This window comes from Gordonia sp. B8661-1, assembly GCF_059427765.1.
Window position 1 is genome coordinate 108,244 of sequence record NZ_JCAHRL010000010.1, and the last position, 21,793, is coordinate 130,036.

The 21,793-nt window shown below is 68.1% G+C and carries 18 protein-coding genes; 10 read left to right on the forward strand and 8 right to left on the reverse strand.

From position 1 onward, the window contains the following. Window positions 1-47 precede the first annotated feature (47 nt). The 4 genes from AC4JJG_RS18595 to napA all read right to left on the reverse strand — a co-directional run bounded on the left by AC4JJG_RS18595 (window position 48) and on the right by napA (window position 2,892). Entirely contained in the window at window positions 48-1,169 is a 1,122-nt protein-coding gene (locus AC4JJG_RS18595) for a glutamate--cysteine ligase (RefSeq protein WP_495399590.1), read from the reverse strand. Window positions 1,170-1,230: 61 nt separating this feature from the next. Next, a complete protein-coding gene (locus AC4JJG_RS18600) occupies window positions 1,231-1,917 on the reverse strand; it encodes a superoxide dismutase family protein (protein WP_495398711.1) in 687 nt (228 codons plus the stop codon). A 79-nt stretch (window positions 1,918-1,996) separates the two neighbouring features. Continuing rightward, a complete protein-coding gene (locus tag AC4JJG_RS18605) occupies window positions 1,997-2,485 on the reverse strand; it encodes a LytR C-terminal domain-containing protein (RefSeq protein WP_495398710.1) in 489 nt (162 codons plus the stop codon). A gap of 44 nt (window positions 2,486-2,529) precedes the next feature. Continuing rightward, on the reverse strand, window positions 2,530-2,892 hold the full coding sequence (gene napA / locus AC4JJG_RS18610; RefSeq protein WP_495398709.1) for a nucleoid-associated protein NapA: 363 nt from the start codon (window positions 2,890-2,892) through the stop codon (window positions 2,530-2,532). A 303-nt stretch (window positions 2,893-3,195) separates the two neighbouring features. Between napA and AC4JJG_RS18615 the strand changes: the two genes are divergently transcribed. From AC4JJG_RS18615 to AC4JJG_RS18635, 5 genes are all read left to right on the forward strand, one after another. Next, entirely contained in the window at window positions 3,196-3,801 is a 606-nt protein-coding gene (locus AC4JJG_RS18615; protein WP_495398708.1) for a peptide deformylase, read from the forward strand. Between the two features lie 7 nt (window positions 3,802-3,808). Beyond that, window positions 3,809-4,864, forward strand: coding sequence for an N-acetylglutamate synthase, CG3035 family (locus AC4JJG_RS18620; protein ID WP_495398707.1), 1,056 nt, complete (start codon window positions 3,809-3,811; stop codon window positions 4,862-4,864). Between the two features lie 218 nt (window positions 4,865-5,082). Then, window positions 5,083-5,571, forward strand: a complete 489-nt coding sequence (locus AC4JJG_RS18625) for a guanyl-specific ribonuclease (RefSeq protein WP_495398706.1) — start codon at window positions 5,083-5,085, stop codon at window positions 5,569-5,571. Then, entirely contained in the window at window positions 5,568-6,077 is a 510-nt protein-coding gene (locus AC4JJG_RS18630) for a barstar family protein (RefSeq protein ID WP_495398705.1), read from the forward strand. Before AC4JJG_RS18625 ends, AC4JJG_RS18630 begins: the two co-directional genes overlap by 4 nt. 1 nt (window position 6,078) lies before the next feature. Beyond that, on the forward strand, window positions 6,079-6,864 hold the full coding sequence (locus tag AC4JJG_RS18635; RefSeq protein ID WP_495398704.1) for an exodeoxyribonuclease III: 786 nt from the start codon (window positions 6,079-6,081) through the stop codon (window positions 6,862-6,864). A gap of 207 nt (window positions 6,865-7,071) precedes the next feature. Here AC4JJG_RS18635 and AC4JJG_RS18640 read toward each other — a convergent pair whose 3' ends face one another. From AC4JJG_RS18640 to mbtM, 4 genes are all read right to left on the reverse strand, one after another. Continuing rightward, entirely contained in the window at window positions 7,072-8,061 is a 990-nt protein-coding gene (locus AC4JJG_RS18640) for an ABC transporter substrate-binding protein (protein WP_495398703.1), read from the reverse strand. 11 nt (window positions 8,062-8,072) lie between these two features. Beyond that, a complete protein-coding gene (locus AC4JJG_RS18645) occupies window positions 8,073-8,927 on the reverse strand; it encodes an MTB12 C-terminal domain-containing protein (RefSeq protein ID WP_495398702.1) in 855 nt (284 codons plus the stop codon). Between the two features lie 76 nt (window positions 8,928-9,003). Continuing rightward, window positions 9,004-10,218, reverse strand: a complete 1,215-nt coding sequence (locus tag AC4JJG_RS18650; RefSeq protein WP_495398701.1) for an acyl-CoA dehydrogenase family protein — start codon at window positions 10,216-10,218, stop codon at window positions 9,004-9,006. Continuing rightward, on the reverse strand, window positions 10,215-11,876 hold the full coding sequence (gene mbtM, locus AC4JJG_RS18655; protein WP_495398700.1) for a long-chain-fatty acid--ACP ligase MbtM: 1,662 nt from the start codon (window positions 11,874-11,876) through the stop codon (window positions 10,215-10,217). The genes AC4JJG_RS18650 and mbtM overlap by 4 nt, the downstream gene beginning before the upstream one ends. Before the next feature lie 177 nt (window positions 11,877-12,053). On the opposite strand from mbtM, the gene AC4JJG_RS18660 reads away from it, so the two are divergent. The 5 genes from AC4JJG_RS18660 to AC4JJG_RS18680 all read left to right on the forward strand — a co-directional run bounded on the left by AC4JJG_RS18660 (window position 12,054) and on the right by AC4JJG_RS18680 (window position 21,786). Next, window positions 12,054-15,521, forward strand: coding sequence for a non-ribosomal peptide synthetase (locus AC4JJG_RS18660; protein WP_495398699.1), 3,468 nt, complete (start codon window positions 12,054-12,056; stop codon window positions 15,519-15,521). Window positions 15,522-15,582: 61 nt separating this feature from the next. Beyond that, complete coding sequence (locus tag AC4JJG_RS18665; protein ID WP_495399589.1) at window positions 15,583-16,149, forward strand: GNAT family N-acetyltransferase; 567 nt, start codon at window positions 15,583-15,585, stop codon at window positions 16,147-16,149. Then, window positions 16,146-17,945, forward strand: coding sequence for an IucA/IucC family protein (locus tag AC4JJG_RS18670; protein ID WP_495398698.1), 1,800 nt, complete (start codon window positions 16,146-16,148; stop codon window positions 17,943-17,945). The genes AC4JJG_RS18665 and AC4JJG_RS18670 overlap by 4 nt, the downstream gene beginning before the upstream one ends. Beyond that, window positions 17,942-20,326 carry a penicillin acylase family protein gene (locus AC4JJG_RS18675; protein WP_495398697.1) on the forward strand — a complete coding sequence of 795 codons (2,385 nt, stop codon included), beginning with the start codon at window positions 17,942-17,944 and terminating at the stop codon, window positions 20,324-20,326. Before AC4JJG_RS18670 ends, AC4JJG_RS18675 begins: the two co-directional genes overlap by 4 nt. Then, on the forward strand, window positions 20,323-21,786 hold the full coding sequence (locus AC4JJG_RS18680; protein WP_495398696.1) for a condensation domain-containing protein: 1,464 nt from the start codon (window positions 20,323-20,325) through the stop codon (window positions 21,784-21,786). The genes AC4JJG_RS18675 and AC4JJG_RS18680 overlap by 4 nt, the downstream gene beginning before the upstream one ends. The last annotated feature ends 7 nt before the right edge of the window (window positions 21,787-21,793 follow it).

Sequence of the window (21,793 nt, forward strand, 5' to 3'; positions counted from 1 at the left end):
CGAGTAGGAGCCGAGCGCAGCGAGGCTCCTACTCGAGATCACGACATTCAGAGCAGTTCGTCGACCACCGAGTGGACGACGGCCCGCATGTCGCCGGTGTCGGTGTAGACGGCACGCTGCCGCTGATAGCTCGCGCCGTCGGCGACGATGTCGCGCACCCTGGCCAGCTCCACCACGCAATCCAGCTCGGCGGCAATGGGTTCGAGAGTCACCAGGAGGTCGGCGAGGTCATCGGAGACGAGCCGCTCGTTGCATTCGGCGTCGAGGATCACAATGGCGTCCAGACCGTAACGCGCGGCGCGCCACTTGTTCTCCTGCACCAGCCACGGCGCCATCTGCGGCAGCGTCTCCCCCGCCGACAACCGGCGGTCGAGGTACACGACCAGGCAGTGGATGAACGCGACCAGCGCGGAGAGCTCGGTGAGATTGGAGACGCCGTCGCACACGCGGACCTCGATGGTGCCCAGGTGCGGGGACGGCCGGATGTCCCAACGGATCTCGTTGAGGTGATCGATGATGCCGGTGGTCTTCTGATCGCGGACGAAGCCCTCGAATTCCTCCCACCGCTCGAAGTGGAAGGGCAGGCCCGCGGTGGGCAGCTGCTGGAACATCATCGCCCGGTTGCTGGCATAGCCGGTGTCGCGGCCCGACCACATGGGCGACGACGCCGACAGCGCGAGCAGGTGCGGGTAATACTTCAGCAGCGCACCGATGATCGGTAACACCTTGTCGCGGTGACTGATTCCGACGTGCACGTGCACACCCCAGATCAGCATCTGTCTGCCCCACATCTGGGTGCGCTCGATCAGTTCGGCATATCTGCTGCCCTCGGTGAGCAACTGGGTCGACCACTCGGCGAACGGATGGGTGCCCGCACCGTAGAGGTCGACACCGAGTTCGTCGGTGAGACCACGCACCGCGTCCAGGGTGGCCGACAGATCGTCCATGGCCTCACCGGTGGTGCGGCAGACCCCCGTCACGAGTTCCACGGTGTTGCGCAGCAACTCCTTGTGGATCTTGTCGCGACGACTGGGGACCCGCTCGGACACCAGCTCGAACAGCGCCGCCGCGGAGTTCGACAGGTCGCCGGTGTCCTTGTCGGTCAACGCGAATTCCCATTCGACACCCAGCGTGGGCGCCGGTGATCCGTGGAACTCGATCGGGGTCAGCACGAGACCGGGGCGGGGTCGATCCGGGTGATCACGGTGTGGCGGTCACCGGAGGAACCGGCTACTTCGCGTCCTGGATGACACCGCAGGCGACGCGGGAGCCGGCATCGCCGGTCTTCATCGTCTGCTCATCCGGTGCCGGCGCGTAGCGCGTCGGGATGTTGGCGAAGTTGTCCGGACCCGAGTGGATGACGATCGACTTCCCGGTGATCTGACCGATATTCACCGAATCGGTGGTGGTGACGGTCTCACCGGTGCCGTCCTTGAGGACGTTGAGGGAGACCAGGTCACCGCTCGACGGATGGCCGGTGTTGCCGTTGACCTGCAGGTGGCCGCCCGCGCTGGTGAAGGCCTCGGCGCCGGTGCCCGAGCACACGCCGTTCTGGTGCAGGTGCATGCCGTGGAAGCCCGCGGAGATGCCGCTGCCGGAGTTCACCTTCACGGAGACGCGCACGGACGATCCGCTGGGGGTGAAGGTCGCCTGGCCGATGTCCGCACCGGATGCGTTGACGAGGGTCGCCGTCGCTCCCGGCGTGCTCGGAGCCGAGGTCTCACCGCCGGAGACGGGATTGTCGTCGGCCGCACCGTCGGGAGCCTGATCGCCGGTGGCCACCGGCGGAGTGGTGCCGGGGGTATCGCTGGCGGGCTCGTTGGGAGTACAGCCGGCGACGACGCCACCGAGGAGACCCGCGGAGGCGAGGGCGACGAGCGTGCGCCGGACGGTCGTGGTGGTCTTCGTGCTGGTCATGTCACTCCTAGTTGTGGTGATCGGCATTCTCATGCGCGTGGCTGGTGCGAAGACGATGGGGACGACCGCCGGATGCCGGTCATCGCGTGACCACGATGACCGGGATGCCGTCGGCGCAGCGGGTGAAACTCGCCGGGCGAGACTCCACGCTGGCGTCGCCGCCGAGGGCCTTCGCGATGTCCTCGGCCTGCGACTTCTGTCCGCTGTCGTAGAAGATCGTGTTCTCGGTGATCGAGCTGGACGTGAGGTTGCCGGGCTTCGACATCTGGTAGCCCTTCGCCTTCAGGTCGTCGCTCACGTCCCCGGCGAGACCGCCGACCGAACCGGCGTTGTACACGCACAATTTCGGGGAGTCGCCGGAGGCCGTGCCCGATTCGGAGCTGGTCGGACTCCCGGTCGCAGGAGCGGAGGTCGTCGGGGGCTGGGCGGAGCTCAACTGCTTCTCCGGATCATCGCCGCTGGAGGCGATGCTGTGCCAGCCCAGACCGATGCAGACGATGGCCACCGCGAGCAGGAGCATGGCCCCGGCCCGGAGCGGCAGTCGGCTCGGTTCGCGATCGGCATTCATCACCGAAACCTTAACTCACATCCCCGGACGGGCCCCGGCTCGGTTCAGGTGATCTCGAACCCGAGCCGCCGTGCCGCGCGCGCCTTCTGCCGCGATGCGCGCAGGCGCCGGAGCCGCTTCACCAGCATCGGGTCGGCCGCGAGCGCCTCCGGCCGGTCGACCAGCGCGTTCAGCACCTGGTAGTACCGGGTGGCCGACAATCCGAAGAGTTCCTTGATCGCTTCTTCCTTCGCCCCCGCGTACTTCCACCACTGCCGTTCGAAGGAGAGGATGTCGTGTTCGCGACGCGACAGACCATCCGGTCCGACCTCGTGCGGATCGACGGCCGAGTTCGTTGAATCGAGTGTGGGGTCCGCGGGTTGCGGGCTGTCGCCCGGCTTCTGGCTTCGCGCAGCTGCGCCGTCCATCTCGCTCCCTCAAGATCGCCTCGTACCCATCACACCGCTGCCGCCTGCCGCCCGGTCGTCCGGGCCCACCATGCCTGTCGTGTCCGCACCCGGAAACCCTCATTTCCGGGTGCAGCCGATTCAGGTCGGCAAACAAATAACAGCAGTGTGGTTCGCTGATCATCTAACCACGATCACCGAAGGCGGAGGGGGAAGGACGCGCCCGAAGAGCCGACAGTGCGCCGTATCCCTCCTCGCGGCTCACCATGGGGCACACCACGTCCCCGCTCCGGACGGCGCACGTCACTGGGTAATCTGTGCGGCATGGCAATTCTCCCGATCTGCATCGTCGGCGAACCCGTGCTCCATCGTCCGACCGAACCGGTCGAGACCGACGAGCAGGGTCGGCCGTCGCCGGAGATCGTCACCCTCCTCGACGACATGTTCGACACCATGGACGCCGCACACGGAGTGGGACTGGCCGGCAATCAGGTCGGTGTGGGCAAACGACTGTTCGTCTACGACTGCCCGGCCGACCGCCGCAGCGAACCGTGGCGCCGCGGTGAGGTCATCAACCCGGTTCTCGAGACCTCCGAGATCCCCGAGACGATGCCCGACCCGGATGACGACGACGAGGGCTGCCTCTCCGTGCCGGGCGAACAGTTCCCGACCGGACGCGCCGACTGGGCCCGCGTCACCGGCACCGACCGCGACGGCAATGAGGTCGTCATCGAGGGCAACGGGTTCTTCGCACGCATGCTCCAGCACGAGGTCGGACATCTCGACGGTTTCCTGTACGTCGACGTGCTCGTCGGTCGCAACGCCCGGGCCGCGAAGAAGGTCATCAAGAAGGCCGGCTGGGGTGTTCCTGGCCTGAGCTGGACTCCCGGCGAGGTCGAGGATCCCTTCGGCCACGACGAGGACGACTGACTGGCCGATGGCTGACCCGGAACCCTTCATCGGCGATCGGGTGGTCGTCCGGTACCGCCTCGGTGATGCGACGCCGGATGACTGGCGCGGCGCCGGGAGCGGAGCGAGCGGGCCGAATGTGACCGGCGCCGGGAGCGGAGCGAGCGGGCCGAATGTGACCGGCGATCCGGATGCGGCGATGTCGGATGTGACGGGGGTGCTGGTCGACGACGGCGATCCACTGATCGTCGACCGTGACGGCACGCCGGAATCGATCCCGCGGGACGCGGTGGTGTCGGTGCGCCTGCTCTCCCGCTTCACCGTTCGCAATTCGGCGATCCGCGCGCTGGAGTCGGCGGCCGCGCGGGCGTGGCCGGGGGTCGAGTCGACGGTGATCGACGGCTGGATGCTCCGCACCGGCCACGGCATCACGCGGCGCGCCAACGCGGCGGTGCCCGTCGAGTTCGGTGCGCGGGCCGACGCGGCGACGCTGGCCGCCATCCGCACCTGGTATCACGACCGCGACCGTCCGCCACTGCTCGCTGTTCCGGAGCGCCTGCTGCCGCCCGGGCAGCCCGGGGGCCGATACGACGACGGCACGGTTCAGGTGCTGACACGCCCCCTGGACGCACCCGTCGAAGCGGGTGGATCACAACCGGTTTCACGTCTTCCCGAACCGGGTCCGGGCTGGCTTCGGCTCGCGTTCGGGGTCGACCGCGGCGACGAGGAACAGCGGACGGCGGCCGTCGTGTCGGCGTCGAGCGGGCCGGTGATCTTCGTCCACACGGGCTCACCCGACCATCCCGCGTCGGTGGGCCGCGGGTCGGTCACGGATGCTTCGGACGGCCACCGTTGGCTCGGCATCACGTCGTTGCACACCGATGCCGCACAGCGCGGCCGGGGGCACGCATCGGCCATCGTGGCCGAGCTGCTGGCGTGGGGTGCGGAACAGGGTGCGACAGGCGCGTACCTTCAGGTCCACGCCGACAATCGGCTTGCGGGCGCGTGGTACCGCAGGCTGGGCTTCGGCCTGCACCACAGCTATCGCTACGTGTATCTCGACGAACTCTCACCGGTCGAGTAGCACCCAGCCGGCACCTCCCGCTGATCGAGTAGCTACCGAGCCGCCAGGCGAGGCTGCCCTCCCGCCGATCGAGTAGCTTCCGAGCCGCCAGGCGAGGCAGCTCTCCCGCTGATCGAGTAGCTTCCGAGCCGCCAGGCGAGGCAGCGTATCGAGATCCCGCCCCAGTGTCCGCGAGGCGCCGCCGATGGATGTCAGGGCGCAGCGACGCCGCTAGGGTTATGCCCGTGACAGCTCGCACCTCGGCCGGACGGCGACGCCAGGCGCTGATGTCGGCCGCCGCGCTCGTCCTCATCGCGATGGTCGTCGGCGTGACGTGGCTGATCAATCGCGGCACCGACGACTCCGGCGACTCCCCGGTGTCTCAGCGCACCTCGGTGGCGGCGTCCGCCTCCGCGGCCCCCGATTCCCGCGCCCGCGTCGACGATCATGTGCTGCGCACGCTGGCACTCATCGACGCGGGACGCTGGCCGGAGGCCGCCAACGCGCCGGGCACCAAGGGCGGCATCACCTTCCGCAACCAGGAGGGGCTGCTCCCCAGGAAGAAGTCCGACGGCAGCCGGATCACCTATCGGGAATGGGATGTCAATCCGAAGGAACGCGGCCGCAGTCGCGACGCCGAACGGATCGTCACCGGCAGCGACGGCACCGCCTGGTACACCGACGACCACTACCGCAGCTTCGTGCAGATCCGGGGGCCGAGCCGATGACCGACGACGATCTGACACCGGAGGAGCGTCGCCTGACCCGCGATGGCGATTTCCTGTGGGCAGCAGGACGATCCGGCCCGGTCGTCGGCATCCACGCCGATGTGCCGTACCACGCGATGTTCTCCGACCGGGTGGCCCTGCGGGCCGTCGACGCCGACGAGATGGCGACCGTCGGCGGGGTGCTGGACGAATTCGCTCGCGCCTGGGATTTCCCGGAACACTTCGGGCACAACAAGGATGCTTTCGACGACTGCATGCGCGATCTGGAACCGGCCCGCGCGGGTTACCTGACGGTGGTCACCGACGCCAACAGGTTGCTGCGGCGCGATCCCGAGCAGCTCGAGTGGTTCGCCGAGTCGATGGAGTTCTATCGCGACTACTACCGAGACGAGGCCGACCCGCGGGCCGCGTTCGCGGTGCTCCTGCTCTGCCCGGCCGACGACATCGCCGGCGTCGAAAAACGGTGGCGTGACATCGGATACCCGCTGGCCCGACTCGAGGACTGATGTGCGGATCGCCACTTGGAACGTGAACTCCATCCGTGCGCGGTCGGAACTCGTCGTCGACTGGATGGTCGCCAACGACATCGACGTCCTGGCCATGCAGGAGACCAAATGCCGGGACGACGAGTTCCCGGTGATGAGCTTCCTCGCCCACGGATACGAGGTCGAGACCGTCGGCGGTGGGGGCTACAACGGGGTCGCGATCGCTTCGCGAGTCGGGCTCGCCGATGTTCGGCTGGACTTCCCCGGACAACCGGCCTTCGCAACGCCGGATGGCACCCCGGCGGTGGAAGCTCGGGCGATCGGCGCGGTCTGCGACGGCATCGAAGTCTGGAGCCTCTACGTCCCGAACGGCCGCGCGCTCGACGATCCGCACTATCGCTACAAGCTGGATTGGCTTGCCGCGCTGCGCGATTACGCCGTGAGCAGGCTCACCGACGACCCACGGGTGTCCCTGGCACTGGCTGCCGACTGGAATGTCATCCCGACCGACGACGATGTGTGGGATCCGGAGTTCTTCGCCGGACGGACCCACGTCTCCGAACCCGAGCGCGCCTCACTGCGGGCCTTCGAGGAAGCGGGCCTGCGGGATTCGGCGCGGCGCTTCACCGACGGCTACACCTTCTGGGACTACACGTCGCTGCGCTTTCCCCGGAACGAGGGCATGCGTATCGACTTCCTGTACTGCTCCCCCGCCGTCGACGACCGCGTCACCGACGCGGTCGTCGCACGGGATGCTCGGAAAGGCAAGGGCGCCAGCGATCACGCACCCGTCATCCTCGAGCTGTGATCTCGATACGGAGCCTCGCTGCGCTCGGCGCCTACTCGATCAGCGACAACAACGCCGGCCGACCAACACCGCGCAAGCGCAACGACTCGATCAGCAAGGCTCACCCCCACCGATCAGCAACGACAGCGCTGGTCGAGTAGCGGCGCGCGAGCGCAGCGAGCCCGTGGCGTATCGAGACCAACCACCGCACAACCGATCCGGCTGTGACTACTTCTCCGCGGCTGCCGAGAGTGCGGGCTTCATCTGCTCGAAGGCGTACGGGATGGAGTTGGGCGACGGCTCGTTGAGTCCGGCGATCTGCGCCGGCGACAGCATCGCGACCGCACCGGATCGGACCGCCTTCAGATTGCGGTAGCCCGGCAGACCTTCGAGCCGCTTGCGCAATTCCGGTGTCTGCGTGGCCATCACGAGCAGGCCCGCGTTCAGCCAGGGAATGTTCTCCGCACTGATGGAGAATCGGGGCTCCTTGGTCTTCGCCGACTGCTCGGCGAGTCGCGGCGCCACTGTCAGGCCGAGCGACGAGAAGAGCTTGCCCGCACCGTCGGAGGCGTCACCGAAGGCCGAGATCTGGTCGGGGCCATACATGTACGCGAAGGCGTAGGTCTTGCCGTCGAGTCCCGGGAACTCCTTGCGGATGTCGCCGATCTTCGCGTCGACGTCACCGATGATCTGCTTGGCCTTGTCCGGTTCGTGCAGGATCGTGCCCATCAGGGTGACCATGTCCTGCCACGGGTCGATCTGCTGTCCGCTGATCTTGTCGATCGTCGGCGCGAGCTTCGACATCGCTTCGAAGTTGCCTGCCATGGAGGCGAATCCGGGCGCGAGGATCAGGTCCGGCTCCAGCTTGGCGACCGCACCTACGACGTCACCGTTGGGGTCGATGACCGTCGAGTCCTTCAGTTTGTCGCCGTACCAGGGCGGCAACTGCTTGGTCTGTGCCTGCAGGGCATCGAAGTAGCCGACCGGCGTCACTCCGAAGGACAGCGCGACATCGGTCCACTGTCCGCCGAGTGTCACGATGCGCTTGGGTGCACCGTCGATCGTCACCTGGCGGCCGTCGGGCAGGTTGATCTGGACCTCGCCGCCCTTCTTGTCCTCGTCGGGGGATGAACAACCCGCTCCGACGACGGCCAGCACACCGACCATCAGTGCGACGAACAGGCCGCGAAACCTCTTGTGCATTGGTGTATTCCTCATCAGTCCGAGCGTCACAGCGAGCAGGGCACGAGCGCGTAGGACGCGACGTCGCAGGTGCTCTTGTTCGACAGCTTCCACTTGTTGTCCATCCACACCCAGGTCATGGTGCGGTTCCGCGATCCCTGGCCGACCAGTGACATCTGTAGCGTCGCGCTCATGCTCGTGCCGTTGAGCTGCACCGGCCCGATCATCCGGTAGCTGAATCCGGCGCCGCTGACGCGCAGCATCTGGGCGACGGCATCCACCGGCCCCAATCCGCGTGCACCGGACTGCAGTTCACTCGCTCGTGCGGCGCGGGACGCACCGGTGTTCATGATGAGCCGCACCTTGGTGTTGAGCTGGCCCGGCGTCAGCGCCTGCGGCCCCGCACTGGTCTGCGCCGGGGCCGGGGCCTGCGCAGCGGCACCGCCCGGTGCCGCCTGCGGTGCCTGCTGCACCGGGGCATTGCCCGTGCCCGCACCACCATCGCTGGACGGCACCTGTTCGGCGGGTGCACCTGCCGGGGCACCGGCCGGCGGCACTGCACCATCCGCGCCGCCCGCTGCCGGGGCGGAGCCCGGTTGTGCCGCAGCCTGATTGCCCTGCTGCAGCGGCGTCTGCGCGGACCCCAGATTGACCACGGTGGGCTGCGCGCTGTCGCTTGCGTCGTTGCTGCCGTTGTTGTTGGAGAGCATCAGTCCGACCACGCCGATGCTCATGATGAGTGCGGAGATGACCGCGGCCACACCGGCGGATGCCAGCACGGTCGGCCAGTTCAGCTTGCCGCTCTTCTGTTCGGGAGCCGCCTGGTACTGGCCGTACGCATCCGCGTACTCGCCTTCGGGGTACTGCTGCTCGCCCCGGTACGTATCGGTCTGCTGTGTCATGACGGTCTAACTCCTCGAACGTGGCCCGGCGGGCCTGATGGTGATCGATCTGATGCTGATCGGTGGGGTGGTCGGGTCAGGTGATGGAACCGGCAAAACGCCGGTATCCCTCGATATCGGGTCTGAGCGATGCGGCGACGAGTTCCCACAGCACCTCATCGGTACCGCCGCCGACGCGAGCGAGTTTCATGTCGCGCCACCAGCGGCCGAGCGGTGTCTCGGCGGTGAGGAACCCGGATCCGCCGAAGATGTGCATGCACTCACCGATGACCTCTTCGCCGAGCCGCGCGGCGGACACCTTCATCGCGGCGGCGGTGCGCAGATCGAGCTTGCCGCCCACCGCGATTCCGGTGAGCGCGTGCCGCAGCATGTCGACCCGGGACTGCATGTCCGCCACGCGCAGTCGCAGCGCCTGATGGTCGAACAGGGTCGAACCGAACTGGGTGCGCTCCTGCATGCGGGCCACGGTGATGCCGAGAACCTGGTCGCAGGATGCGGCGACCTGACCGGCGATGGACAGCCGCTCATGGGCCAGCCCCCAGCTGACGACGGCCAATCCCGTTCCCGCGCGGGCGATCAGGTGATCGGCGGGCACCCACGTGTCGATCTCCACGGCGGCGGTGTCCAGCGGTCCGGCGCTCACCTTGGCATAGGGTGGCAGGATGGTCACCTGATCGGTGGGCACCAGGATCAGCATGACGTTGCCGTGAGTACCGGAGCGATGCTCCTCTGCCGCAGGATCATCCACGGCGTCGTCGGCCTCACGCGCGACGACCAGGATGTAGTCGGCGATCGGCGAGAGCGATACGAACTTCTTGCGCCCGGTCACGCGGTAGCCGTCACCCTCGGCGCGGACGCGGGTCTCAACGATCTGCAGGTCGGATCCACCGGACGATTCGGAGGCGGCCAGGCACAACACGGCCCGTCCGGCGATGGCGCGGTCGGCGACATCGGTGAGAGTGGCCGACCGCGCGCCGAAGCGACGCAGGATCGCGATGGCCGAATCATGCAGGCTCACACCGACACTGATACCCGCCGAGCCGAGCCTGCCGAGAGCGAAGGCCAGTTCGAACATCTTCGCCAGATCGGGCGTCTTGGCGTCGCCCCACTTCTCGGCGAAGACCCCCTCGTCACCGAGGCGTTCGAGCAGTTTCCGTGGAAACCGTTCGGTCCGTTCGGCTTCCTCGGTCCATGCGCGCACCTCGTCGTCGAAGACCCGCTCGAGCAGTGCCCGATAGTCGTCGAGGGTCGATGCGCCCGCCGTCCGTTCCACCGTATCGGTCGTGGTCACTTCAGTTCTCCCGCTTCGACCAGATGCTTGGTCTCCAGTCGCCGCAGCTTGCCGGATGTGGTGCGCGGCACCGAACCGGGTTCGACGAGCAGCACGCTCGCCGGCACCACGCCGCATTCGGAGGCGACCTCGGCGATCACGTCGGAGCGGGTGCCCTCGGGGTCGTCGCCCCGGTATTCGGCGACGACGACGAGGCCCGGACGCGCCGCGCCCTCGCCGCGCGCCATCGCCACGACGCCACCGCGTTTGACGCCCGGCACCAATGCGGCGGCACGCTCGATCTCGACGGGGAACAGATTGCGGCCCGCCACGATGACGATTTCCTTGGCGCGGCCGCAGATCACCAGCCGGCCGTCGACGAGGTAGCCGATGTCACCGGTGGGAAACCACTCCCCCGCGCCGACGGGCGCCTGCCCGAGGTAACCCCGCATCATGGAGGTACCGCGGATCTCCACCTGTCCGACCTCGCGGCCCTCGATACGGGGTATTTCGATGTCGGCCTTGACGATGCGGACCTGCATGCCGCCCAAGGGTTTTCCGAGCATGGCATAGCGCCGTCGGACGGGCTCGGCGCCCGCCTCGTCCCCGGACGGGAGCACCGTCACCTCGTCGTAGTTCGCACCCTCGCCGACGGCGGGCATGGTGACCGCACAGGTCGACTCGGCCATGCCGTAGGCCGGGGCCGCGGCGGCCGGATCGAAACCGAATCGTGCGGTCTCGGCGAGGAATTTGTCGAAGGCGTCCGGGTCGATGGGCTCACCACCGCTGATGGCGACGCGCAGGCGCGAGAGGTCGGCCTCCTTGATGAGCTTTCCGTACCGTCCGAGGATGTCGTAGGCGAAGTTCGGGGCGGCGGTGATCGTCGCGCCGGTATCGGTCAGCCACTGCAGCCACGTGAACGGCGCGGCCGCGAATGCGGAGTTCGGCACCAGATACAACGGGATTCCGGTTCCCATACCGGCGAGCAGGAAGGTCAATCCCATGTCGTGATAGAGCGGCAGCCAGGTGAAACCGGTGTCGCGGGTGCGATGGAGGCCCAGGCGGGCGATGAGTTCGGTCGTGTTGGTCCGGACCGCGGACGCGGTCAGGACGGCGGTCTTCGGGTCGCCGGTGGAACCGGCGGTGCCCTGCAGGACCGCGGGCGCATCGGGTCCGGCACTGCGCGGAACGAAATCGGCGATGTCGGCGCCGACACCGTAGTCGGCCACACGCCGTACCCGCAGCCAACCGTCGACCTTGGACAGGAGATCGAGTTCTGCGCCGCCACCGAGGACCAGATCGACGCCGATGTCGGCGAACCGCGTGTAGGTGCTCTGCGCCCAGCGCTCCTCGTCCGCTCCACGGATCGGCCCGGGCAGAATGGACACCGGCACACCGGCCAGCCACGCACCCTGCACCGCCGCCACGAGATCGACGGTCGGGTCACCGATCAGGCCCACCGCGCCCGGCTCCGTGTGGCGACGGTCGGCGACGATCTGTGTCGCGATCTCCGTCGCCCGATCGTGCACGGCACGCCAGGGGCGGGTGTCCCACTCGCCGGTCTCCGGATCGAGGACCGAGAGCTGCCCGTCGCCACCCAGCATCGCCTCGCTGACCGCCGCGGCCAGCACGCTGGACGAGTCGGCCTGGCCGAGGACGCCACCCTGTGTAGTAGTCATTCGCTTCCTGTCTCGTCGAGAGATTGCATTAGGTTAGCCTAAGCTGCCAGGGGTCACCACGAATGGGGCCGTCAGGCCGTTCTCGGGTACTCATTTCCGTGGTTTAGTCTGTTAGCCTAACCTAAGTCAGTACACCCTAAGACAGTTGACCCTAACCTGAAAAGGCATACGACGAGCATGGTTGATCGCCCGGCCACACCGACCGCAGCCGACATCCCCGCCGAAGTCGGCGCGATGCTCGGCCTGTCGGCCGAATCCCTCGATCCCACAGGCGATCTCATCATGCAGGGACTCGATTCGCTGCGCATGATGCGCCTGGCCGGACAGTGGCGAAAGCGCGGATTCGACGTCGATTTCGCCCGGTTGGCGGCCGAGCCGACGATCACCGCATGGGAGCGCCTGCTCATCGGCGGCACCGGCGCGACCGATACCGACGACGTCGAGGCCGCCGAGGCGGCGACCACCCCGGTCGCCGCGACGCCGGGCCCCTTCCCGCTGGCACCGATGCAGCACGCCTACTGGGTGGGGCGATCGGACAGTCACGCGTTCGGCGGTGTCGCGGCCCATCTGTACATCGAGTTCGACGGCGGCGACATCGATCCCGTCCGCTTCCGGACCGCCGCGGCCGCCCTGCTCGACCGTCATCCCATGCTGCGGGTCCGGGTATTACCCGACGGCACACAGGAATTCGGACCCGCGCATCCGGATGCCATTGCGGTCCACGATCTGCGGGGCGCGTCCGTCGACGAGGTCGACACCGTGCTCGCCGAACGACGGGACACCGGAACCCATCGGGCGCTGCCCATCTCGGAGGGTGGGGTCATCCGACTCGAGCTGAGCCTCCTGCCCGGGGATCGCACCCGGGTGCACCTCGACGTCGACATGATCGCCGCGGACGCCATGAGTTACCGCGTGCTCGTCGACGATCTCGCCCGCCTCTACCGCGGCGAGGAACTGCCGCCACTGGGCGTGGACTTCGCCGCACTGTCCGCGGGGCGCGGCGATCGCCCGGTCCTCGACGCCGATGCCGCCTGGTGGCGCGAGCGTCTCGCGGACCTGCCCGGCCCGCCCGAACTTCCCCTCACCGACGCAGCACGGCACGGCGGTGCCGCCCCAGCCACGGTCCGGCTGCACCATGCGGTGGATGCCGCGGACTGGAAGCACCTCGAAGATCATGCGCACCGGCGCGGGGTCACCCCCGCCGCCGCAGTCGCCGCAGCTTTCGCGGAAGCCGTCGGAACCCATTCGGCCACTTCACGATTCCTGCTCACGGTGCCGCTCTTCGACCGGGAGCCGACGCATCCCGACGTGGAGAAGGTCATCGGCGACTTCACCTCCTCGTTGCTCGTCGACGTCGATCTCACCGAGGAGCAGTCCCTCGCCGACCGGGCCCGCACCATGCGGGCGAGCATGCACGAGGCCGCCGCACACGGCAGCATGAGCGGCCTCGACGTCCTGCGCGAACTCAGCCGCAACCGCGGCGAACCGGTGGTCTCGCCGGTCGTCTTCACCAGCGCGCTCGGTCTGGGAGAGTTGTTCTCCCCCATCGTCACCGACGTGCTGGGCACCCCGTCGTGGATCGTGTCGCAAGGTCCCCAGGTCCTTCTGGACGCCCAGGTCACCGAGGTCGCCGGCGGCCTGCTCCTGAACTGGGACGTCCGCGCCTCCGACCTCGCGGTCGACACCGCCCGCTCGATGTTCGATCACTACATCCGGCTGCTCGACCTCCTCATCGCCGGCGAGTGGGACACCCCCGCTCCGGCTCCGGTCCCGGACGGGACTCGTGTGCAACGCCTTTCGGTTGAGCATCCGCTTCCGGACACCGGTGTGTTCGACGCTCCGGAGGCCACCGGCACGCTGCACGGCGCCCTCCTGGCCGCCGCCGACACCCGGGGCGATGCGCCCGCCGTGATCGCCGACGACCGCACCTGGTCACATCGGGAACTCGCCGACGAGGCACGTCGCGTGGCCGGAGCCCTGACCGCCGCGGGTGTGAGCGAGGCCGACACGGTGGTGGTGAACATCCACAAGGGCGGCGAGGCAGTGATCGCGGCCCTGGGCACGCTCATCACCGGAGCGGCGTATGTGCCGGTCTCCCCGAATCAGCCTGCCGCCCGGCGCGACCGGATTCTCTCGGTGGCCACGCCGGCCGCGATCCTCACCGATGAGCCTGCGCGCTGGACGGATTCGGCCATCGCGGTCATCGATGTCACCGAAGCCCGGGCCGCCGAACCCACCGGAGAGATCCTCGGCTCGCCGGACGGTCTCGCCTACGTGCTGTTCACCTCCGGTTCCACCGGAACACCGAAGGGGGTGGAGGTGCCGCACCGCGCGGCCGTCGCCACCCTCACCGATCTCCTCGACCGGTACGGACTCGGGCCGGCCGATCGCAGCCTGCAGGTGTCGTCCCTGGAGTTCGATCTCTCGGTGTTCGACATCTTCGGTCTCCTTGCCGTCGGTGGCGCCGTGGTGGTTCCGGGCGACGACGCCGACACCCGAGCCGACGATTGGGCGCGCCTGCTCACCGCCGAGTCGGTGACCGTGCTCAACTGCGTACCGGCGATCCTCGGCATGCTGCTCGACCTCACCGAACTTCCGGAATCGTTGCGCACCATCATCATGGGCGGCGACAAGGTGGAGGTCTCGCTGCTCGAACGGGTCGCGGCGCAGTTGCCCGACTGCCGCGTCGCCGGCCTCGGCGGCACCACCGAGACCGCCATCCATTCGACCGTGTGCCAGGCCGAGGACGTCCCGGCGGGTGCGGCCTTCGTACCCTACGGCGTACCTCTGCGCGGGGTTCGCTGCCGGGTCGTCGACACGCTCGGACGGGATCGCCCGGACCTGGTGCCCGGCGAGCTGTGGATCGGCGGCGCCGGCGTCGCCGACGGCTACCGGACCGACCCGCAGCGCACCGCCGACCGCTTCGTCATTCGTGACGGCGTCCGCTGGTATCGCACCGGCGATCTCGCGCGCTACCTGCCGGGCGGTTTCCTCGAATTCCTCGGCCGCGCCGATCACATGGTGAAGGTCCGCGGATACCGGATCGAGCTGGGTGAGGTGGAATCCGCGCTCCTGGCCGTCCCGGGTGTCAGCGCCGCCGTCGCCACCACGGACGGACGCGACCTGCTCGCCGTGGTCGTCGCCGGCGCCGTTGCCCCCACCGAGACGTCGATGCTGGCACGGATCGCCGAAACCCTTCCGTCCCACATGATCCCGCGGTCCATCCGAGTGGTCGAGCACCTACCGCTGACCGCCAACGGCAAGTACGACCGCGCCCGCATCCGCGCGCTGTTCGACGACGAGGGCCACGGCACGTCCGTCGCCCCCCGTACTCCGGTGGAGCACGCGCTCGTCACGATCCTGGAGCATCTGCTCACCACCCGCCCGATCGGCGTCACCGACGACTTCATCGGGCTCGGTGGCGATTCCGTCCTCGCCACCCGCTTCGTCGCCCGTATCCGCGAATGGCTCGACACCTCCCTGATCGGAGTCGCCGACGTCTTTGCACACCGGACCATCGAAGGACTCGCGGCACGACTGATCACCCGCGAGGGCCATCGCGCGACCCGTGTCGCGGAGATCCTGCTCGACGTCCTCGCCCTCACCGACGACCAGGTGTCGGCCGAGATCACCTCACTCGTCTGAAACGAACGGAACCATGGCTGCTCCCCTTACCGCAGAACCAACCGGTCTCACCTCCACGCGCATGGAGGTCGATCGCGATGCCGAGCTCGTCCACCGCTGGCTCACCCATCCCAAGTCGAAGTACTGGGACATGCTGAACAGCTCGCTCGATGACGTCCGCACCATGATCCGCGACAATGCGGCGGCCGCAGGCGATTCCGTGCACGGGATGCGGATGGGCTACTACCACGGCTCACCGCAGTTCCTGTTCGAGCTCTACGATCCGGCGACCAGCGAACTGGCCGACCCGGGAAGCGGATACGAACCGGCGCCCGGCGACATCGGCATGCATCTGCTGGTCGCACACGCCGACAACCCGGTGCCCGGGTTCACCGGCATGGTGATGCTGCACATCATGTCCACCGCGATCATCGAGGTCGGCGCGTCGCGCGTCGTCGTCGAGCCCGATATCCGCAACGACGCCGTCCAGCGGCTCAACGCGGCGGTCGGATTCGCGGTCGAGGGCGATCACCCGGTCGGCGACAAGATGGCGCGCCTGAGCTATTGCACGCGTGCGGATTTCCTGCGCGTCACCGACGGCGGTCGCACCCTGGGAGCCGACTACCGGACCAGCGGGCGGCCCGCATGACCACCGATCCACACACTGCCACCACGGCGCCCTCCCTGTGCGAGGTCTACGAGAGCCGCATGGCCGCCAAGATCCTGGCCGAGTTCTGCCACGAACGCGTCATCCGGCCGCTGGAGGTGATACCCGGCGAGTACCTGGTGCTGTCCGACGACCAGCAGACCGAGTATCTGTTCGTCGCACAGCGTCTCTCACTGGACAGCTGGGTGATCGACGAGTCGTCGATGCGCCGCATCCGCGACGGCGTGACCGGCCCGATCGACCCGGTCGATCTCATCATCGATCTGCACACCTCACTCGGCATCTCCGACACCGCACTGCCGGAATACCTGGAGGAGTTCGTCAACACCCTGGCCATCGGGGCACTACGGAGCGACGAGCGGCGCATCGAGTCGGCCGACCTCGCGGTCGCCGATTTCCAGACCATCGAACGCACCATGACCGAAGGCCATCCGTGCCTGGTGGCCAACGCCGGACGACTCGGATTCAGCGCCGACGACCTGGAAGTCTATGCGCCGGAGTCCGGTTCGCGATTTCCGCTCGTCTGGCTGGCCGCCGTTCGGGACCAGTGCGACTTCGCGACCATCTCGGGCGTCGACCCCAGCGACCTCCTTCGCGACGAACTCGGTGAGGAGACCGTCGCCGGGTTCGACCGGGTCCTCACCGATCTCGGCCTCGATCCGGCCGACTACTGGTATCTGCCGGTCCATCCATGGCAATGGACCGAGAAGGTCGCGCGGCTCTACGCCCTCGACATCGCCCGCCGATCGATCGTCCACCTCGGCCCGGGGCCCGATTCCTATCAGCCGCAGCAGTCGATTCGCACGGTGTTCAACATGTCCCGGACGAATCGTCGCTACGTGAAGCTCGCGCTCTCGATCGTCAACATGGGGTTCACCCGCGGCATGTCGGCGGACTACATGCGCACGACGCCGCTCATCAACGACTGGGTGCGCAACCGGGTCGGCGACGACCCCTATCTGGCGTCGATCGGTTTCGAGATGCTCTACGAGATCGCCGCGATCGGTTATCGCAGCACGGCTTTCGCCGCGATCACGCAACCCGGTTCGGAGTACCGCAAGATCCTGTCCGCCCTGTGGCGGGACAGCCCGGTCCCCCGGACAACCGATTCCGAGCAGTTGTGCACGATGGCCGCCCTGCTGCATGTCGACCATCGCGGCACGCCACTGGTGCAGGCGTTCATCGACCGCTCCGGTCTGCCCGCCCCCGAGTGGATCCGGCGCTACCTCCGCACCTACCTGCACCCGATCACCTACCTGCTGTACGCGTACGAACTCAAGTTCTCCCCGCACGGCGAGAATCTGATCCTGGTGCTGGACAACGGTGTTCCCGTCCGGTCCTTCCTCAAGGACATCGGCGAGGAGGTGTCGGTCCTCGGCGACTCCGACGGTCTGGAAGGCGACTGCAGGCGCGCGGTCACCACCGAACCGGAGGACATCCGGAATCTGGGTGTGCTGTCGGACATGTTCGACGACTACCTGCGGCACCTCGCCGGCATTCTCCACGGACACGACATCATCGACGATCAGGACTTCTGGGAGCTGGTGGCGGAGAGCATCGTCGAGCTACAGGATCAGCATCCGCAACTCGCCGATCGGTTCCGGCGATGGGATCTGTTCGCACCGTCCTTCGGCGCGATCCACATGAATCGTCTACAGATCACCAACAACCGCCGGATGGTGGACATCGAGGATTCCTACGCGTCGATCATCGACGCCGGTCACCTGCTGGTGAATCCCATCGCCGCGTACCGCCCGGCCGGAACGAGCGAGGCATGAGCACACACGGAACCGACGACACCGCACCCGATACCGACCTGCCCGAGGTCGAGATCATCCGGGACGCCTGGCGCATCCCGCACGTCACGGCGACCACCGCGGCCGGCGCGCTGTTCGGTCAGGGCTACGCCTGTGGCATCGACCGCGCCTGGCAGATCGAGTTCCTGCGCCTGCGCGCCGAGGGCCGGACTGCCGAGGTCTTCGGCGCGAGCACCCTCGACTGGGATGTCTTCGCCCGCCGCAGCGGGATGGACACCGCGGCGCACCGCATCTTCGGCAACTCGAGTGCCCGTACCCGGGAGTTGTTGTCCGCGTATGTCGATGGCATCAATGCGACACTCGACGTCGCCGAGGCGATCGAACTGACCGAGCTCGACCATCGGCCCGCCCCCTGGCAGCCGTGGACTCCGATCGCGGTGTTCATCATGCACCACATCCTGTTCGGGCGGTTCACCACCAAACTGTGGCGTGCGCATGCCGCGCGATCGCTCGGCACAGATGCCCTGCGGCTGTTCGACACCGAGGGCTTCTTCGCCGGCACACCCGAGGCCACCGAGATCGCCGACAGCGTTCCACCGATGCCGGATGCCGAATTCCTCCGCGACCTCATCACGTGGCTCCCCGGGACGGACGCGGTACCGGCAGCTGCCGCCGCTCCCGCACACGGTGACGCACCGTCGGGCAGCAACGCCTGGGGCGTGGCCGCGACCCGCACGGCGAGCGGCGCACCGCTCATCGCCGGCGACCCCCATCGGTTCCTCGAACTTCCCGGCATCTATCAGCAATTCCACCTGGCCGCACCGGAATTCGATATCGTCGGCTTCGCCTTCGCCGGAGTTCCGGGAGTCCCGCACTTCGCCCACAGCGGCGACGTCGCCTGGGGCATCACCAACGCGATGGGCGACTATCAGGACGTTTACGTCGAGGAACTCCGGCGCGAGGGTGAGCAGGTCGTAGCCCGCACTCCCGACGGACATCGTCCGGCGGCCGTACATACCGAGACGATCGCCGTCCGCGACGGCGACCCGTCATCGGTCGAGATCATCACCACCGGCAACGGGTCGGTGATCGTCGGCGGGCCCGACGAGCCGTTCGCGATGAGTCTGCGCAGTCCGATGCTGTCCGACCCGTCGACGACCTTCGACGCGGCCCTCGATCTGCTCTTCGCCGGTTCCGCCGCCGATGTCGAGGAGGCACTCGCGAGTTGGTCGGAGCCGGTGAACCGGATCGTCGTCGCCGACACCCAGGGGCACGTCAGCCAACACGTGGCCGGCAGCATGCCGATCCGCGCGGCCGAGAACTACTGGGTACCGGTTCCCGGCTGGGATACCCGCCACCGCTGGCAGGGCTACGCGACGCCGTCAGTCGCCGATACGGAATTCGACGGCACCGTCGACGATTTCGCGGTCATCGCCAACCAACGGATGGCACAGGCGCCTCTCCAGCCGATCACCACCGAATGCGTCGCACCCGTCCGCGCCGACCGTATCGCCGATCTGCTCACCGGCGACGCCTCCGCCACCGTCGACACCTGCGAGCGCATCCACCGTGATGTGGAGAACGACGCCGCAACGGTTTTCGTGGACCTACTGGCGCCGCTCGACGATCTGACCGGTCCGGAGAAGGCCATCCGTGACCGTCTCCGTGCCTGGGATCGCACGATGCACGCGGACAGCACGGATGCGTACGTCTTCGCCGAATTCCGCACCCGGCTCGTCACCTCCCTCACCGGGGACGGACTCCTGGCCGGTCTTCGTGCGCCGCACGGCTATCCGCACATCTTCGATCCCTGGTTCGTCCCACAACCACGCATCGCCGCCGCCGCCGACTCCTTCCTCGGTGTGCTGCGTGAACTCGGCGCCGACATCGACGCCCACGTACGCACCGCGATCCGGCAGGTGGCCACCGAACTCGCCGACCGGGACCACGAAACCCCCTGGGGTGCCGTACACGTGCTGGCCCCCATCCACGGATTCGACCTGCTCGGCGCGACGCCCCGGTACCCGGAGATGTCGAAGCGCATTCGTCCGGTGCCCCAGCCACTCGGCGGGGACGCGGAATGTGTCTTCGCCAATGCCTCGGGCGTCGGCTTCACCCATGCCTGCTCCCTCGGTTCCGCCGCCCGTTACGTGTGGGACCTCGCCGACCGGGACGCGGGTGGCTGGGTGGTGCCACTCGGCGTGAGCGGCGACCCGGCGTCGGCGGCCTTCCAGGATCAGGCCCCGGCGTGGGCCCGCGGAGAACTCGTCGACATCGTCAGCGACTGGAACCGCCTGCGCGACAACGCCCACCAGTGGGATGTGTTCGCCCGCATCCCCGAACTCACCCGTTCGGTACGACGCACGAACGGCACCACCGACCCGAATGAGGAACCGTCATGACCGCCGCGCTTCCCGACCTGCTCACCGCGGACCGCCTGGCTCTGCTGCGACAGCGACTCGACCGGGCGGGCATCGCCTCGAACGGCGGAGTCGGCACCCCCGAATCGACGCCCGAACCCGAGGTCGGCGTTCCGGCCGGCGCTCTCGGCATCGCCGAGCGCCGGATGTGGAAGATCTACGATCTCGATCCGGAATCGCTGTCCCACAACATCTCCCTGATTCTCGGCTTCGGAGGGGGCTACACGGTCGATTCGGTGGTCGCCGCCGCGGAACTGATGATCGGCAGCAGCCCTGTCCTGTCGTCGACCATCACGACGATCGACGGCGAACCACGACGCGCACCGGCCGACGTCAGCGGGCGCTGGATGGCCCCGGGTGCGGTGTGGGAGGCCGGACAGATCCCGGAGGGCGCGCAACTCACCGGTGCCCCGTCCGACGACATCGCCCGCACCGCAGAACTGTTCACCCATCGTCCGTTCGACCTGTCCGATGCGCCACCGTTCCGGATGCGGGTCCTCGGCGGGCCCGATGGGGTGACGGTGATCCTGACCGTTCACCACCTGGCCGTCGACGACACCTCCTGGCCCTTCCTGCTCGGCACCCTCACCACCGGCGCCGTCCCGGCCGGACGGCCCGCCGACGATATGACGCCGGTCACCGCCGACACCGTGCGTGCCGCGGTCGATCACGCCCGCGACACCTGGGCCGCCGACGATGTCCGCTTCCCGCTGTCCGGCGAACTCCCCGCCACGACACCGGAAGACAGCTGGCTCGAACCGCTCAGCGACCGGCCCGGCCGTCAGCTCACCGCCGCCATCGACCCGGACGAGGCGCGCGCACTCAACCGCGTCGCCGGTGAGGTGGGAGCCACGTCGAATGCCCTCTTCCTCGCGCTGACCGCGCTGAGCGTGTACGCGACCACCGGTGCGGCCGATCATGTGCTGCTGGTCCCCGCCGACAATCGACCCGCCGGTGCCTCACCGGCCTCGGTCGGCTACTGCGGCAACATCATCCCGATCCGCTTTCGCTTCGATCCACGGGCCGACGTCCGCACCGCAGTGCGCACCGCGGTGTCGTCCATCTATGGCGCGATGGAGTTCTCCGGCGTGGACTACGGCACCATCCTGACCGCGTTGCGCGCCTCCGGCGGACGCTTCCCGGTCGTCGAAGTGCTGGCTTCCGTGCGCAACGCACCCCTGCGGGGCATCCCCGTGCCCGACGGCAGACACATCACCTATGAGTCACGGTCCACCGGCATCGCGAACTATCCGCTCGCCTACGCGTTCGAGATAGCCGCCGACGACCGTATCCATCTCGAACTCGATCACCAGCCGGACATCGTCGACGACGACGCCGCCCGGCACGCCGTCCGCACCACAACCGCACTGGCGCAACGGCTTCCCTCCGCATTGGACCGGACTCTCGGCGACTTCATCGGCGAACTCCCCGAGACCCACTGATCATCTG